Source organism: Streptomyces sp. NPDC050704 (assembly GCF_040654355.1).
Classification (GTDB): Bacteria; Actinomycetota; Actinomycetes; order Streptomycetales; family Streptomycetaceae; genus Streptomyces.
This window is the reverse complement of sequence record NZ_JBFAHW010000008.1, coordinates 21,351-36,448: the sequence shown is the minus strand read 5'-3', so window position 1 is coordinate 36,448 and position 15,098 is coordinate 21,351. Positions and strand designations below refer to the sequence as shown.

10 protein-coding genes and 2 pseudogenes are annotated in these 15,098 nt (G+C 70.2%); 6 read left to right on the top strand and 6 right to left on the bottom strand.

Annotation, left to right across the window (positions count from 1 at the left end):
* Positions 1–32 precede the first annotated feature (32 nt).
* Together AB0I18_RS06135 and AB0I18_RS06130 are read left to right on the top strand one after the other, a co-directional pair.
* The gene (locus AB0I18_RS06135; RefSeq protein ID WP_363104290.1) at positions 33–650 is read left to right on the top strand and encodes a TetR/AcrR family transcriptional regulator; all 618 of its coding nucleotides are present in this window, start codon (positions 33–35) and stop codon (positions 648–650) included.
* 136 nt (positions 651–786) lie between these two features.
* Positions 787–1,689 carry a TIGR03619 family F420-dependent LLM class oxidoreductase gene (locus AB0I18_RS06130; RefSeq protein ID WP_363104175.1) on the top strand — a complete coding sequence of 301 codons (903 nt, stop codon included), beginning with the start codon at positions 787–789 and terminating at the stop codon, positions 1,687–1,689.
* Between the two features lie 91 nt (positions 1,690–1,780).
* Here AB0I18_RS06130 and AB0I18_RS06125 read toward each other — a convergent pair whose 3' ends face one another.
* From AB0I18_RS06125 to AB0I18_RS06115, 3 genes are all read right to left on the bottom strand, one after another.
* Positions 1,781–3,847, bottom strand: coding sequence for an ATP-binding protein (locus AB0I18_RS06125; RefSeq protein ID WP_363104174.1), 2,067 nt, complete (start codon positions 3,845–3,847; stop codon positions 1,781–1,783).
* A gap of 268 nt (positions 3,848–4,115) precedes the next feature.
* Positions 4,116–5,222, bottom strand: coding sequence for a zinc-binding dehydrogenase (locus AB0I18_RS06120; RefSeq protein WP_363104173.1), 1,107 nt, complete (start codon positions 5,220–5,222; stop codon positions 4,116–4,118).
* An 88-nt stretch (positions 5,223–5,310) separates the two neighbouring features.
* The gene (locus AB0I18_RS06115; RefSeq protein ID WP_363104172.1) at positions 5,311–6,774 is read right to left on the bottom strand and encodes an amidohydrolase family protein; all 1,464 of its coding nucleotides are present in this window, start codon (positions 6,772–6,774) and stop codon (positions 5,311–5,313) included.
* A gap of 447 nt (positions 6,775–7,221) precedes the next feature.
* On the opposite strand from AB0I18_RS06115, the gene AB0I18_RS06110 reads away from it, so the two are divergent.
* Positions 7,222–7,503 (top strand): hypothetical protein, encoded by a 282-nt coding sequence (locus tag AB0I18_RS06110; protein WP_363104171.1) that lies wholly within the window; start codon positions 7,222–7,224, stop codon positions 7,501–7,503.
* Between the two features lie 191 nt (positions 7,504–7,694).
* On the opposite strand, the pseudogene AB0I18_RS06105 reads toward AB0I18_RS06110, so the two are convergent.
* Positions 7,695–8,566, bottom strand: a pseudogene (locus AB0I18_RS06105) (LysR substrate-binding domain-containing protein).
* A gap of 77 nt (positions 8,567–8,643) precedes the next feature.
* Between AB0I18_RS06105 and AB0I18_RS06100 the strand changes: the two are divergent.
* From AB0I18_RS06100 to AB0I18_RS06090, 3 genes and pseudogenes are all read left to right on the top strand, one after another.
* Positions 8,644–8,961, top strand: a pseudogene (locus tag AB0I18_RS06100) (XdhC family protein); the annotation flags it as partial.
* A 240-nt stretch (positions 8,962–9,201) separates the two neighbouring features.
* Positions 9,202–10,674 carry an alpha/beta hydrolase gene (locus tag AB0I18_RS06095; RefSeq protein WP_363104170.1) on the top strand — a complete coding sequence of 491 codons (1,473 nt, stop codon included), beginning with the start codon at positions 9,202–9,204 and terminating at the stop codon, positions 10,672–10,674.
* A 31-nt stretch (positions 10,675–10,705) separates the two neighbouring features.
* Complete coding sequence (locus AB0I18_RS06090) at positions 10,706–11,359, top strand: hypothetical protein (protein WP_363104169.1); 654 nt, start codon at positions 10,706–10,708, stop codon at positions 11,357–11,359.
* Positions 11,360–11,424: 65 nt separating this feature from the next.
* Here the strand turns inward: AB0I18_RS06090 and AB0I18_RS06085 are convergent, their stop codons facing one another.
* Both AB0I18_RS06085 and AB0I18_RS06080 read right to left on the bottom strand, forming a co-directional pair.
* Complete coding sequence (locus tag AB0I18_RS06085; protein WP_363104168.1) at positions 11,425–11,856, bottom strand: cupin domain-containing protein; 432 nt, start codon at positions 11,854–11,856, stop codon at positions 11,425–11,427.
* Positions 11,857–11,931: 75 nt separating this feature from the next.
* On the bottom strand, positions 11,932–15,051 hold the full coding sequence (locus tag AB0I18_RS06080) for an FAD-binding and (Fe-S)-binding domain-containing protein (protein WP_363104167.1): 3,120 nt from the start codon (positions 15,049–15,051) through the stop codon (positions 11,932–11,934).
* Between the last annotated feature and the right edge of the window lie 47 nt (positions 15,052–15,098).

Below are 15,098 nucleotides of genomic sequence, written 5' to 3'. Positions count from 1 at the left end.
ACCACCCAGGAGCAGCCGTGGCCCAGGCGGTCATGAGATCGGACGCCCGACGCAACCGGGACACAGTACTGACCGCCGCCCATACCCTTTTCGACCGGTCCGGACCCGAGGGCGTGTCCATGGCCGACGTGGCGGCCGCCGCCGGTGTCGGGAAAGGCACGGTGTTCAGACGGTTCAAGGACCGCGTGGGTCTGATGAGTGCCATCTTCGCCGACCGGCTCCAGCCGTTGCGTGAGGCGGTCGAGCACGGGCCCTCGCCGCTGGGACCGGCCGCTGCCCCGGAAGAACGCCTGCCTGCGGTCGTCCTGGCCCTGCTGCAGGCCAAGCTGGACCACCTCGGCCTCTGCGCAGAACTCGACGCCGGCTGCGGGAGCATCGGCCCGCAAAGCACCGATCCCTTTCTCGCCGACCATTACACATGGGCCCACCGGGCCCTGCGGGAATCACTGGTGCACCTGCATGGTCCCGCAGAGGCCGACTGGACGGCACATGTCCTGCTTGCCTCGATCCGCGCCGATCTCATGCAACACCTGATTCTCCGGCAGGGATTGACCGCCGAGGACCTCAAGAAACAGGTACGCGGACACGTCGACCGCCTCATGTCCAACGGAACCGGCTGTGCCCCCGTACGACGGTCCGTGGCATCGTGACTCGCTCAAGTTGCTTGCACACGGCCGTACCCACGATGGTGGCCGCACAAGGTGTCGGCCCGCCGGACAGTTTTCAAGGGATCGTTCGGCGGCCACGGCCGGGCCGATCCACCACCGAGAGATCGAAGAGGATGGCATGAAGATAGGTTTCGCTCTTCCGCAGTTCCACAAGCAGGCATACGGCATCGCGCACACGGCGAAGTTCGCCGGTGAAGTCGAGGAAGCCGGCGCGGCCAGCCTCTGGGTGTCGGATCGTAACCTTGCCGCCGTAGCCCCCGTCGTCGGGTACGGCGGGCAGGGCACCACCATTCCCCCGGAGCTCAACCCTGCGGCGGACCCGTTCGTGCTGCTGGGCATCGCCGCCAGTGCCACTCAGCGAGTGTTCCTCGGCTCCCACGTGCTCATCGCACCGCTCTACCCGCCCGTCCAGCTCGCCCGGTCGCTGACGACGATCGATCTGATCAGTGAGGGAAGGCTGCTGCCCGGCTTCGGGATCGGCTGGTCGCCCGAGGAGTACCAGGCGGCCGGCCAGGACTTCACCCGGCGCGGTGCCCGCATGGAGGAACTGCTCGACGCCCTTGAAGCCATCTGGACCACGGATCCCGCCCAGTACGACGGCACCCACCTTTCGGTGCCGCTGCACCACTCGCCGCTCAAACCGGCTCGCAAGCCCAGGCCGCCGTTCTATCTCGGTGCGCTGTCCGAGCGCGCTCTGCACCGTGTCGCACGGCGCGGCGACGGGTGGCTGCCCCTGTGTGTGGTGCCCAGCTATGTCGACATCGACGGTCTGGTCGCCCAGCGTTCCCTGCTGGACCGGCTCGCAGAGCAGGCAGGCCGGGAACCGGGGGCGATCGACACCATTCTGCGCGTGAACATCGACGCCGGTACCAGTACGGCGGCGGTCGCCGATGTCATCAAACAGATTCACGAGCGGACGGGCATCGACCACTACATGGTCGACTCGATGTACGAGGTGGATACGGTCGACGGCTCGATCGACCATGCTCGGGAAGTACTCGGACTGATCGCCAAGGGCTGAGGTTCACCCGCTCCTGGTGATGCCGTGCCGCATACGGGTCGCAGGCCCGGCGTAAGTCCGGGCACTGTGACGGCACTTGCCGCGCAGGGCCTTACCGTTCCGCAGATCGGTCCCGGCGAAGGGGGATCGGTTCTCCGCTCAGTTCATGACTCCACAAAATGTCGGTGACGCGCTGCACGGCGGCCGTCAGATGGCGGCGGTAGGTGCTGAAGGACATTCCGAGGCGTCTGGCCGCCGCTTCCTGGGTGGGGGCGGCCTTGCTGTACGCGGCCGTGAGGGCATGGTGGCGTTTCTCCCCGCCACGCTCGTCCGGCAGGGTGTCGATGGCACGCAGCAGCACATCGTGCAAGCTCCCGCCGTTCTCCGCGACCAGGCGGCTGCGGCTGAGGGGGTTGGCCGCGAGTTCCTTGGGCCACCACAGCACACGCAGGGCATTCCGTACGGCGGTGTCGAACTCCGGCCGGGACAGCACGACTTGGTCCGTCCGCTCCTGCGGGACACCGGCCGGAGCCGGCACGGCAGAGGCGCCTTCCCGCAGACCGTGCTCGGCCGCCCACGCCATGGCGGACTGGGCACGCCAGTCGTGCGCGAACAGGCGGTACCCGTACTCGCCGACCACGGGCACGACATCGGTCGGCATCATGCCGGAGTGCTCGAAGTAGCTGTTCCAGAAGCCGTCGTCCCGCTTCACGACGAACGACCAGGCCAGGCGGTCGGCGCGGATGATCTCCGCCGTCGCGCGCAACGTGACCAGGTTGTGGGTGGCCGAGGGCCGCTGGTACACCTGCGGGTGCACGTGGAACCGGGCCAGGGCCATGTGCTCACCCGCACTCAGTGGGTTACCGGCGCGTGCGTGGGCCCAGGCGGCGGACACCACCGGATCGACGTCCTCCCCCTCCGGCCCGCTGAGCTCCAGCCAGGCCGAACAGGCAACGATGTCATCGGACCCAGTCGTGCGGTAGACAGTGAACGCTTCGGGTTGCCGGTCCAGCCAGAACCGGGCGATAGCAGCGGAATCGGCGCCTTCCGCCTCATGGACCAGCTCCACGACCCGCCGCTCGTCGGCAGGAGAACAGGGCATTTCCCGCACCGCGCCGTCGGGATGCCACACGACGGTGTCGGTAATCGAACCGGGAGCCCGTTCCAGGTATGCCAGGGCTTGCATCGCCTGAAGGGACTGTGCGGCGGACACCTCCCGGATCCGGCCGAACAGATACTGGTGCATCCGCCGATGCAGAACGGCGAATCCCTCCGGGTCACGCCAGCGCAGATCAGCGGCCAGCACCTCGCGCACCACGTCGTGGGGAAAGAGCCCGGCCTCGGTGGATTCGATGAACGGCTGGGCCCGCAGCCAGGCGAACAGCTCGTCTGCATCATCGCCGAGCATCGCCCGCAAGAGAGCCTCGGAGGTGACAACGGCCTGAGCACACACCTCCAGCGCCGTACGGTGCTCCGGGCTCGGCGGATCCCCCACAAGCTGCGGCAGCAGCGTGGCGATCACGTCCCGGCCCGGCGACCAGTCGGCCGCCCGGGATGTCCCGTCCGGGTCCTGCTGCACAACGACCGCCGCGGCCAGTGACAACGCCAGTGGATTGCCACCGGTGAACGACAACAGCGCCTTGTGCGCACCGGCCGGGACACCACGTACCCGCAGGTACGCCTCCACGTCGGCCTCGGTCAGGTTCCGCAGCGGCACCACCTGCATCAGGTCCGCCCATCCCGGGTCCGCGATCCAGCGCGGATCGGGGGCCGCGCGACCGGCGACCACCACCACCGCGCCCAGCGGCAGCCGCGGCAGGAACTGCTCCCACAACCAGTGCTCCAGGCCCTGACAGCGCTCGAAGGTGTCGACCAGGAGCACCGACGCCGGCTCACCGATCGCTTTGCCCGCGGCCTCCTCGAAGTCCTCCGGCGTCGCGGGAACCGTACGGCCGTCCACCTCGACCACCAGCCGCCCCGCTTCCCGCGCCTCCCGGGCGAAACGCCTCAGCAGCGTGGACTTCCCGATCCCGCCGGGCCCCTGCAGAAACAGCACGGGCGAAGCGCCGGGTTCCCCCGCCAGCGAGGACCGGAACAGCGACAGCTCCGCCACCCGCCCGGCGAAGGCCCGGTCCCGCGCCGCGACCACGAGGTCACCCAACGAGCCGCCGTCCCGCATATCCAGAGCCCCTCACCGACCGAACCGTGCACGGTGCAACAGCGTACGGCGCGCATGTCGGATCAACCGAAGGGATCAAAGACGCGGCGGTATGACGTGCTTCACGGCGGTGCCGGGAACCGGCCACGGCACAACACCGGTTGGGGTGTCCGCGGCTGAGAGTCGCCAAGGCCGCCTTGGACGCGGTGGTGGTGCTTCCCCGAGTCCGCTGCGTCACCGGCTCCCTCGAGCCGCGGCCGGCGTCCGGATGCGGACGCCGGCCGCGGTGTCAGGGAACGATCAGCGCCTTCACCACCCGCTGCGCGGCGACATCCTCCAGCGCGCGCTGTGCCTCGTCGAGCCCGTACTCCTTGGTGATGAGGTCGGCCCACGGGAACTGCCGTCCGTAGCGGGCCATCACCTGGACCGCTCGGTACATGTGTCCGACGTCGCTGCCCCAGCACCCGCGGATGTCCAGGTGCTTCTGGTTCAGGTCGAGGTGCGGGTTGAAGGTGGCCTCACCGGCGTCGGTGTACTGGCCGACGACCACGTACCGCCCCGCGTCCCGGGTCAGCCGCATGCCCTCGGGCACCGCCGAGGGCACCCCGGTCGCCTCGATCGTGACATCGGCCCCGCGCCCTCCGGTGGCCTCCCGGACGGCCGCCAGGCGCTCCTCGGGGGTCGTGGTGCCGATGTCGAGGACGGCATCGGCACCGAACCGGGTCGCCGCGTCCAGCCGGACTTCCGGACCGCCGACGACGATGACCTGTCCGGCGCCGCGCAACTGGGCGAGCACGGCGGCACACAGGCCGACGGGCCCCGAGCCCTGGACCACGACCGTGTCGCCGAAGTCGATCCCGCCGAGCGTCACCGCGTGCAGTGCGGTCGGCATGCCGCAGCCGCCGGCGAGGAACGCGCGCCAGTCCAGCGTGTCGGGCAGGGAGATGACATGGACGCCGGGCTTGAGGTGGATGTACTCGGCCCAGCCGCCCAGCAGTCCTTCGTCGGCCGACAGCGTCACCCCGTACACCTTGCGCTCCGGACAACGCGTGGTGGCGTGGCCGACAGTGCAGTACCAGCAGCGCCCGCAGGTCCCGTACACGTCCAGGAAGGTCACGAGCTGCCCGACCTCGAGAGGTGCCCCTGACACGTCCTTCGCGACCTGGTCGGCCGCGGCGGTGGGGCCGAGGGCGGCGATCCGTCCCACGCTGACGTGCCCCGGGATGATCGGGTACGGCACGCCCGCGAGCTGGCCCTTCCACAAGTGCGCGTCGGTGCCGCACACTTCGCTGCCGAGGGTCCGCAGCAGGACGGCCCCGGGCTCGAGTTCCGGCTGGGGGAAGGTGCGCACCTCCAGCGGCGCGTCCGGTTCGGGCATGACGACTGCGGATATCACGGTGGTTCCTGTTCTGACAGCCCGCCAATGTCCGGCGGGCCGTCCTACGGTTCGGGGCTGAACTGCATGATCCGGAGAGCGGGCTCCGTCAGGCGACGGTGCTGCCCTGGGGAGCCAGGACGTCCGGCCGCCGACCGCTCGCGGCGAACAGGTGGTCGCGAGACGCCTCGATCAGACCGCGGATCCTGCCCAGATCCCGGCCGACGAGTTCGCCGCGGAACTTGCGGACCTGCCCGGCCACGAAAACGGTGTCGACGTTTCCCGGATGAGCGAACGCGGTGACGGTGGCCAACGCATTGGACAACGGCGCGGTGTTGACGTCGGTCGTGCGGATCAGCACGATGTCGGCGTCCTTGCCCGGAGTCAGCGAGCCGGTTCTGGCGTCGAGGCCGGCGTTGACGGCGCCGCCCATGGTGGCGAACTCGAACACATCCGCCGGGGAGAGGTGCTCGGGCACCCCCTCCTCACCGGCCGCGATCCGCTCGAACGTGCGCCCGCGGTGTCCGTTGAGCAGCGTCTGCATCTCCGAGAACGGATTCAAGCCGTAACTGATCTCGTTGTCCCCACTCAGGCCTGGACGCAGGCCGAGTTCGCGAACCTTGTCGATGGGCGGGAAGCCCGAGCCCAGTCCGAAGGCCGCGTCCGAGCGCGGGCAGACGTTGACGGTACCGCCGGAGCCTACGATCAGATCCCAGGCCTTGTCCGGCAGGTCGAAGCCATGGTTGTAGGTGTGCTTGTCGGTCATCAGGCCCTTGGCGCTCAGCTCGGACAGTGTGTCCGCGACGTTCTCGATGTGCGAGCCCATCTCGTGCGAGACCCAGAGGTCGTGGTTCTTTGCGAACGCCCACACCTCCGCCGAAGGGAAGACGTCCATCAGCCGCAGCGTGACCAGCTGGTCCTCGGAGGCGAAGTACTCCGCACGCAGGCGTTCGACATCGGTGGGCCAACTCGGCACCTCCGCACCGATCGGAACGCCGGAAGCGTGGACGCCACGGATGCCTGCGTCCAGCAGTGCCTCCACAGCGGCGTTGGAATGGTCCGGGGTACGGGAGTTGTGCGAGTTGTCGATGAAAGTGGTGATGCCGGCGTTCAGCGCGATCAGGGCCGTGGCCAGGGTGCCGACGTAGTTGTCGTGCGGCCGGTAGTGCGGGCCGTAGCCGAAATGGGTGAACCCGAGGTATTCGGGGAAGTCCAGCACCGGTGCGGTCGCACGCAACTGGCCTTCCCACGCATGCACATGCGCGTCGACGAACCCCGGGATCACGATCGCGTCGGAAGCGTCGACCACGATCGCGTCATCCGCCCGGGCGGCCAGGTGCGGGCCGATCTCAGCGATCTTCCCTCCGCGGATGAGCACGTCACCGGAGGCGAAGTCCCCCACCGCGGGGTCCTGGGACAGGATCGTGCCGCCCCTGACCACGATCGCCCGTTCGGCGTCCGCGCTGCGCAGCGCGGCGAGGACCGCGGCGTCCGTGCTCCGGTCCCGTGCGGCCAGGGTGGGCGCGGTGGCTCCCCCATCGGGTGTGGCGTAGCGCGAAGAGAATGTGGTCACAAGGGGATCCCAACTGTGTCGGTGCCGGCCGGGCCGGGCTGCCTTGTCCCGTATCGATGTAACCGTGGATCAGCAGCGGCGATACCGCTCCCCGTCCTTTGTGCGCGGAGCACACGGGGTGCCGAAGGTTGTCGAAATGTCGCTGGAACACGGTGGCATCGTGCCATGGCACTCGGCGCGGAAGGGATCACACTACTGTCCACCAACTGCCCATCAAGTACTCATTGTTGCTGGTTTCGCGGGGCACGCCGCTCAGGAGTGACCGGGCCTTGAGCTCCGCTGTGGGCATACCGGAGAGGAAAGGGTGTAGTGCACACTGGGGTTCGCTCGGCCCAGAGCACTTCAGCACGCCCCCGGCCGTGGAGAAGGGGACCGCCCCGCCGCCCGGCAGCCGTACGGCACATGGCCTCTCGGGGGCCTACCGGAATTCCAGCAGGAGAGGACGGCATGCCGGATCAAGACGAGGGACCCCCCGGGGCCGCGCCCCGCAACGGCCCGGGTGACACGTCCCTCATCATGGGCATTGTCGCCCTTCTGGGTTCCTTCGTCCCCGTCATCGGTGACTTCGTCGCCGCACCCCTCGGGCTCCTCGCTCTCCTCCTCGGAGGGCTGGGCATCTGGCACAACGAGCGAGGCCGCGCCACGAACTTCGGCCCGTCCCTCATCGGCGCCACCCTCGGCGTCCTGGCGCTCTTCATCGTTCTGCTCATGTTCGCCGTCACCCGCTGAACGGTGGCCTGAGTACGCGAGCACAGCCCCGGACGCCTGAGACCCCCAAGCGCCATGACGCCCGCAGCCGTCCCCGTGAAGGCACGTTCGGGCGTTCTCGGCGCGGCCCGCTGGTGACGCACAGGGTTAATCCGGCGGCAATCCGGTGGCGGTGGACGACAAGAGCGCGCCATCGGTGGAGGCGGATTGCCTTACAGGCCGCGCCCGGTGAGGTGGGCGTGGGCGGACTCGCGGAATGCCGCCACGAGACGGTTGTGGTCGTCGGCGTGGGTGGCGAGGACGACGTGGCTCGGCTCGACGCCGTGCAGGGGGACGGTGGTGAGGTCCGGGCGGATGAGGTCGGCCCGCAGGCCGGACGAGACGATCGCCGCGGCCTGCCCGGCGGCGATGAGCTCGAACTTGTCCTCGACGGCTTCGACGAGGGGACCGTCGGGTGCCGGGTTTCCGTCCGGCCGAGGGTCGATGCGCCAAAAGGCGTTCCAGACCGGGTCGGGAAGCCGGGGCAGGGGTTCGTCGGCGATGTCGTCGAGGGTGGTGGACTCCTTGCCCGCCAGCCGGTGATCGCGGGGGACGAGCAGGACCCGGGGCTCGTCGTACAGGGCGGTCACGTCCAACTGGTCGGTGGGGAACGGCAGTCGGGCCACCACCGCGTCCACCCGGTGTTCGAGCAGGGCCGCGCGCGGTTCGTTCCAGGCCACGTGCAGGGTGTGGGCGTCGGCGTCCGGGTGCTGGTCGCGCAGTTCGCGCACGGCCGGGGGGGGGACGTCGAGGCCGGTGGTGTACCCGATGGCGATGCGGTTCGGCTCGGCTCGGCGGCGGCGCGAGTGTACGCCGCGGCCTGGGCTGCTGAGCGCAGCAGGGCCTTGGCGCGGGGCAGGAAGACCTCTCCGGCCTCGGTGAGCCGGGTGGCTCGGGGGGTGCGATCCAGGAGGGTGGCGCCCAATTGCCGTTCCAGCGGCCTGACTTGGCGGCTCAGGGAGGGCTGGGTGACGTGGAGGGCCGCAGCGGCGCGGCCGAAGTTCCGGTGCTCGGCGACGGCCGTGAAGTACCGGACCAGGCGCAGGTCGAGGTCCGGTGCGGACCTGAGTCGGGCATGCCCCCAAGCGTAGTCCGCGACAGCCGGAAACCCGCCGCGTCGTCGCCCCAAACGCCCGCACCCTGGTCGTCTCGCTGACCCACGACCTGAAGTTCGAAGTCCCCCTGCTCAAGGCCGCGTTGCGGATGAACCTGGCATACGTCGGCGCCATGGGCTCGCGCCGCAGCGTCGAGCGGCGCAAGGTGTCGCTGCGCGAGGCGGGGCTCGCGGACGACCAACTGGCAGGGCTCAGCGCCCCCGTGGGCCTCGACCTGGGCGGTGCCGACCCGGCGGAGACAGCGTTGTCCATCGCCGCCGAGATCCTCCTCCTTCGCCACGGCGGGAGCCATCTACGAGAGCCACCTACAAGACGGCATCCATGAGGTCGCGTAGGTCATGTTCGAGCGGACGGGTGGGAAGTGATGACATGTGTCACTGTCGACGCGGCGGCGCCGGAAGAACACTGGACTTCGCCGGGCACACACTCAGCCTGGTCGCCCTCGACGTCTCCAACCCCTCCCCCATCGACGTGCCGGTCCGCAAGCACGGCCAACGGTGGGGCCGCCTCATGCCCGCTGGCCGGCGCCTCCGCGCGCCCGTGTGCGCCCTCAGGAGGACATCAGATGCACCGAACCCTGCCCCTCGCCCTCGCCCTCGCCGCCGCCGCGGTGGCGGTGACCGCGATTCCGGGAGTGTCGGTGGCGGCGACGCCGGACACCGTGCGGTGGAGCCCGTGCTCGGAGAAGGCCGCCCGGGAGACGGCCGCCTTACCCCGTCTCGAGTGCTCGACGCTCGAAGTCCCGCTGGACTACCGGGATCCGGACGGCCGGCAGATCGAGATCGCGATCTCCCGGCTGGCGAGCAGGGAACCCTCGCAGCGCCGCGGCGTGTTGCTGACCAATCCGGGCGGCCCCGGCATCACGGGACTCGGCTATCCGGCTGTTCTCGCCGGTTCAGGGCTGCCGCAGAAGGTGCTGGACTCCTACGACCTGATCGGCTTCGATCCGCGCGGCGTCGGCCGCAGCACGCGGGTGACCTGCGATCTGACGCAGGAGCAGCAGGACCGCGGCAACCTCCCGCCGTACGCTCGCACCGCGGCCGATGTCGCGCGGGAGGCGGGGAACGCGCGGACCGTCGCCGAGCAGTGCGCCACCTCTCGGACGGCGTGGATGCTGCCGCACACCACCACCGCGAACACCGCGCGCGACATGGACCGGATCCGGGCGGCGCTGGGCGAGCCGAAGGTCTCGTACCTCGGTGGCTCCTACGGCTCCTACCTCGGTGCGGTGTACACGACGATGTTCCCGAAGCGCAGCGACCGGGTCGTGCTCGACAGCAACCTGGGTCCCGGCGGTTACGACGTCACGGCCATGCGGTTGTTCGGCCCCGGACTGGAGGAACGGTTCCCGGATTTCGCGGCGTTCGCGGCCGCGCACCCCGAGTACGGTCTGGGCACCACACCCGAGCAGGTGACCGCGAAGTACTTCGATCTCGCAGAGCGGTTGGAGGCGAAACCGGTCCAGGGCATCGACGCGACGTCGTTCCGCGGGCTCACGTTCGACCGCCTCTACGCCGATGCGAACATGCCCGTGCTGGCCGAGTTCTGGCAGGCGCTCGACACCGACCGGCCGGTGCCGCCCAGCCCGCCGTTGGCGGACTTCGAGAACCTCATGGCCGGCCGTTTCTACGTGATATGCGGTGACGGTCGCTGGCCGGGGACGGTCCGGGAGTATCAGCGGAACGTCGCGGTCGACCGGCTGAAGTACCCGATGCTGGGCGGGTCCTCGGCCGGGATCGGACCGTGCGCGTTCTGGCCGGACGAGCGGGTGGAGAAGCCGGTGCGCATCGGTGACCGGGGCCCGTCGAACGTGCTCATGGCGCAGAACGAGCGCGACCCGGGGACGCCGCTGGCCGGTGCCCAGGCTCTGCGGCGGGCGTTCGGGAAGCGGGCCACGATGGTGACGGCCGACCAGGGCGGGCACGGTGTCTACCCGTTCGGCCCCAACACGTGCGCGAACGACACGGTGACGAAATTCCTGACCACCGGGCAGCGCCCGACGCAGGACCTCGCCTGCGCGGCGGAACCCAGCAAGTAAGCCGAACCCAGCAAGTAACAGGAGCAAAGGCATGCTCAAGGAGTGGCGGCATCGTCGGGCCGTACAGCGGGTCAAGCCCGGGGACGGGCGACCGTTGAAGCGTTTCCGCTGGTGGCAGATGCTTACCCGTGCACTGTTCCATCTTCGGCTGATGCACGATGACGGGCGGCAGACGGTCTACGCCGTCGACGTCAGGCATCAGAGTCAGTCGGAGGGCTACGTCAAGGCCCACCTGTACCTCGATGGCAGGCATCACGCCGAGTCCAAAGTCCCCGCCGTCTTCCCCGTCCAGGGCGGCACCGTCGAAGTAAGGACGAGCGGCTTCGGGCTCAAGCGCTGCCACTACGTCACCGCCGAGGGGGCCGAGCACCAACTCGTCCCGGACCCCGCCTCCGCCGAAGGGCGCCGCGCGCGCCTCGACCGATCCCATCCCGCGCTGAGCCGCTGTGTCGGTTTTCTCTCGGCGACCGTGCTCGTCATCGGCGTGGTTCTCCTGGTCCTTCAGCTCGCCGAACAGGTCACCCGGGCGCCGGAGGGCGTCGCCCAGTACGTCGGGACCTTCACCTCGCCGATCGGCCTACCGGCATGGGGCAACACCGTGGTCGGGCTCGTTACCGTGGCGGCCAGCACCGAGCGGGCACTGCGGCTGCGCTACAGCCGGCTGCTCGACGGCGCGGCGGGCTGACCGTCTCCCCCGGGCAACATGCGGTCGCTGACCGTGGCAGGTCTTGCGAGTCGCCTGGTCGACGGTCAGCTCGGCGGTGGAGCGGGCCCGAGGAGTTCGACGCCGTACCGGGCGGCGACTGCCGCGATCCTGCTCATCTCGTTCCGGGGATCGGTCTCCGGCGTCGCGATCTGCGCGGCCTCCTCGAAGAACGCTTCGAAGCCTCCGGGCATGATGAGGCTCAGGTGTCGGCCGCGCGCCGAATGGACCTGGTAGCCGTGTGGCACGTCTCGCGGTCCCCAGACCCAGGTGCCCGGAGACGCCGTGATCACGTCGTCCCCGATGAAGACGCTGTACTCCCCGTCAAGGACGTAGAACGCTTCGTCCTCGCGGTGATGCACATGGAGAGGGGGCACGGCCCCTCCGGGACCGGCCACTTCGACGGCACCGAGTACGCCGTTGGTGTCGCTCGTGGACGCGAGAATCCAGATGGTCTGCTTGAAGAACCGGAGCGGCACCCTGCCCTCCTTGCCGATGGGAAGCCGATGCGGAAGATGTACGTGGTGCCCGGGCTGTCCCCCGGTGACCGCGGCTCATCGCCGTATCCTCCGCGCGGATCGTGCAGCGATGCCGATGCCGACGGCTGCCAGGCCGGCACCGGTCACGGCCAGGGCCCGGGCCGCCCGCCCCGGGGGCGCGGGGCGGGCGCCGGGGGCCACGCCGTACGCGCTGCCCGGGGCGTCGGGTATGGCCGTGGCCAGCAGCTCTGCCAGGTGCACGGCCTCGTGGCCGCTGCTGTCGAACTCGTGGATCTGGGTACGGCAGCTGAAGCCGTCGGCGAGGACCACGGTCTCCGGGGCCTCCTCACGCAGCCGTGGCAGCAGGACGCGTTCCGCGCTCGCCCTGCTGACGTCAAGGTGGCCGCGCTCGAAGCCGAAGTTGCCTGCCAGTCCGCAGCAGCCGGACGCCAGCTGTTCGGCGTCGACCCCGGCGCGGTGCAGCAGTTGCCGGTCGGCGTCCCAGCCAAGGACCGCGTGCTGGTGGCAGTGCACCTGGGCCAGCGCCGTCGCCGTGCGGTCGGCCACCTGCGGGGGCTCGTAGCCCGGGGAGTGCTCGGTGAGCAGTTCGGCCAGTGTCACCGTCTGGTCGCACAGCCGGCGCACGTCGCGGTCGCCGGGGAACAGCTCGCTCATGTCCGACCGGAACACGGCCGTGCAGCTCGGCTCCAGGGCGACCACCAGGCGGCCTGCCCTGACGTGGTCGGCGAGGTGGCGGACGGTACGGGTGAGGACGCGTTCGGCGGTGCCGAGCTGGCCGGTGGAGATCCAGGTCAGACCGCAGCACAGGGGTTCTTCGGGCATGGTGACCCGCCAGCCCGCGTGCTCCATGAGCCGCACGGCCGCCTGTCCGACGTGCGGGTGGAAGGAGTTGGTGAAGGTGTCCGGCCACAGCAGGACGGTCCCGCGTGCCCCGTCGCCGTACGGCTCATGACCGGCGAACCACTGCTGCAGCGTCTGCCCGGCGAACAGCGGCACCTCCCGGTCCTCGATCCCCGCGACCGCGACGGCCGCCTGCGACAGCGGCGGGGTGTGGGTGAGGGCGTTGACGACCGGCCCGAGCCGGGTGCGGCCGACCGCCTGCGCGACGACCGGAAGCCAGCCCATGGACAGGTCGGAGCGGGGCCGCCGCCAGGGCCGGCCCGCGTAGTGGTGGGACAGGAACTCCGCCTTGTACGTGGCCATGTCCACATCGGCCGGGCAGTCCTTCTTGCAGCCCTTGCATGCCAGGCACAGGTCGAGCGCGTCGCGGACCGCCTGTGACCGCCAGCCGTCCTGGATCGGGCTGTCGCCGTGTCCGTCGAGCATCTCGAACAGCAGCCGGGCCCGCCCGCGCGTGGAGTGTTCCTCCTCCATGGTCACCTGGTACGAGGGGCACATCACGGCCCCGCCCCGGTTGGTGTGCTGCCGGCACTTCCCCACGCCGACGCACCGGTTGGCGGCCTCGGCGAACGACCCGCCGTCGTCCGGAAAGCGGAAGTGCAGGTCGCGTGGGTCGTACGGCGCCCAGTCGCCGCCGAGGCGCAGGTGCTCGTCCAGCCGGTAGGGCGCCACGACCTTGCCGGGGTTCATCCGGTCGAGCGGGTCGAAGACAGCCTTGAGCCGCCCGAACGCCTCGACCAGCTCGTCCCCGAACATCCGCGGCAGCAGCTCGCCCCGGCTCTGCCCGTCGCCGTGCTCGCCGGAGAAGGAGCCGCCGAACCCGGCGACCAGATCGGCCGCCCGCTCCATGAACCGCCGGTAGGCGGCCACTCCGTCGGCGGAGTACAGGTCGAAGGGGATTCGGGTGTGCACGCAGCCCTGTCCGAAGTGGCCGTAGAGGCTGGGTCCGGTGTCGCTCTGGTACCCGAACTCCTCGTACAGGCCGCGCAGTTGCCGTAGATAGTCTCCGAGCCGGTCGGGTGGGACCGCCGAGTCCTCCCAGCCCTCGAAGGTGTCGGGCCGGTGCGGGACGTGCGCGGTGGCGCCGAGTCCGGCTTCGCGGACCTGCCACAGCTCCTGCTCGTGGACCGGGTCGTCCATGAAGGCGACCTCGGGGTCGTGTTCGGACTCGTGGAGTGCGTCCAGCATGCGGTGCGCCTGCTCGTCCGCCTCCTCGACGGTGTCAGCGCCGAACTGCGCCATCAAGAAGGCGCGTCCTTCGGGGAGTTCGGCGATCGCCTTCGGGTTGAGGTGTTTCAGCTGCTCGTCGCAGATCAGCTTGGAGTCGACGCCCTCCAGCGCGATCGGCTCGTACGGGAGGACCGCGGGCACCGCGTCCGCGGCCCGGTCGATGCTGGGGAACCCGAGGACGACCAGCGTGCGTTCTTTGACCACGGGGACCAGTTCCAGTTCGGCCCGCAGGACGGTGACAAGGGTCGACTCGCTGCCGACCAGGAGTCCCGCGACGTCGAAGCCGTGCTCCGGGAGCAGCGAGTCGAGGTTGTAGCCGGACACCCGGCGCGGGATGTCCGGGTAGCGGCGGCGGATCTCGTCGGCGTAGGTGTCGCGCAGGGTGCGCAGCCGCCGGTAGACGGTGGCCCGCAGATCGCCGTGCCGCTCGATGTCGGCGTACTCCTCGTCGCTGGTGCGGCCGCACCAGAAGCGGGTGCCGTCGTAGAGCAGCACTTCCAGGCGGGCGATGTTGTCGACGACCTTGCCGTGCGCCTGTGCGGTGGCGCCGCAGGAGTTGTTGCCGATCATGCCGCCGATGGTGCAGTTGGCGTGGGTGGCGGGCTCCGGCCCGAAGCGCAGTCCGGTCGGCGCGAGCTGCCCGTTCAGCTCGTCCAGCACGATGCCGGGCTGGACGACGCAGGTGCGGGCGTCGGGGTCCACGGACTCCAGGCGGTCGCAGTACTTCGACCAGTCGAGCACCACGGCGGTGTTGGTGCACTGCCCGGCCAGGCTGGTCCCGCCGCCCCGCGACAGCACCGGCGCACCGTGTTCGCGGGCCACGGCCACCGCCTCCGCGGCCGCCTCCGGGGTACGCGGGACGACCACGCCGATCGGGGTCTGCCGGAAGTTCGAGGCGTCCGTCGAGTACGCGGCCCGGCTGCCGGCGTCGAACCGTACCTCCCCGTCGACCCGCTCGCGCAGGGCCGCCGCCAGCGGCCTTGGCTCGACGGTCGGCGGGGATCCCTCGCGGATGACGGGATCGGGCAGGTCCAGCGCGCCCATGGAGCCCTCCTCACGGCGTCGGCGGCGGCATCCGGCTGTCGGCTGGC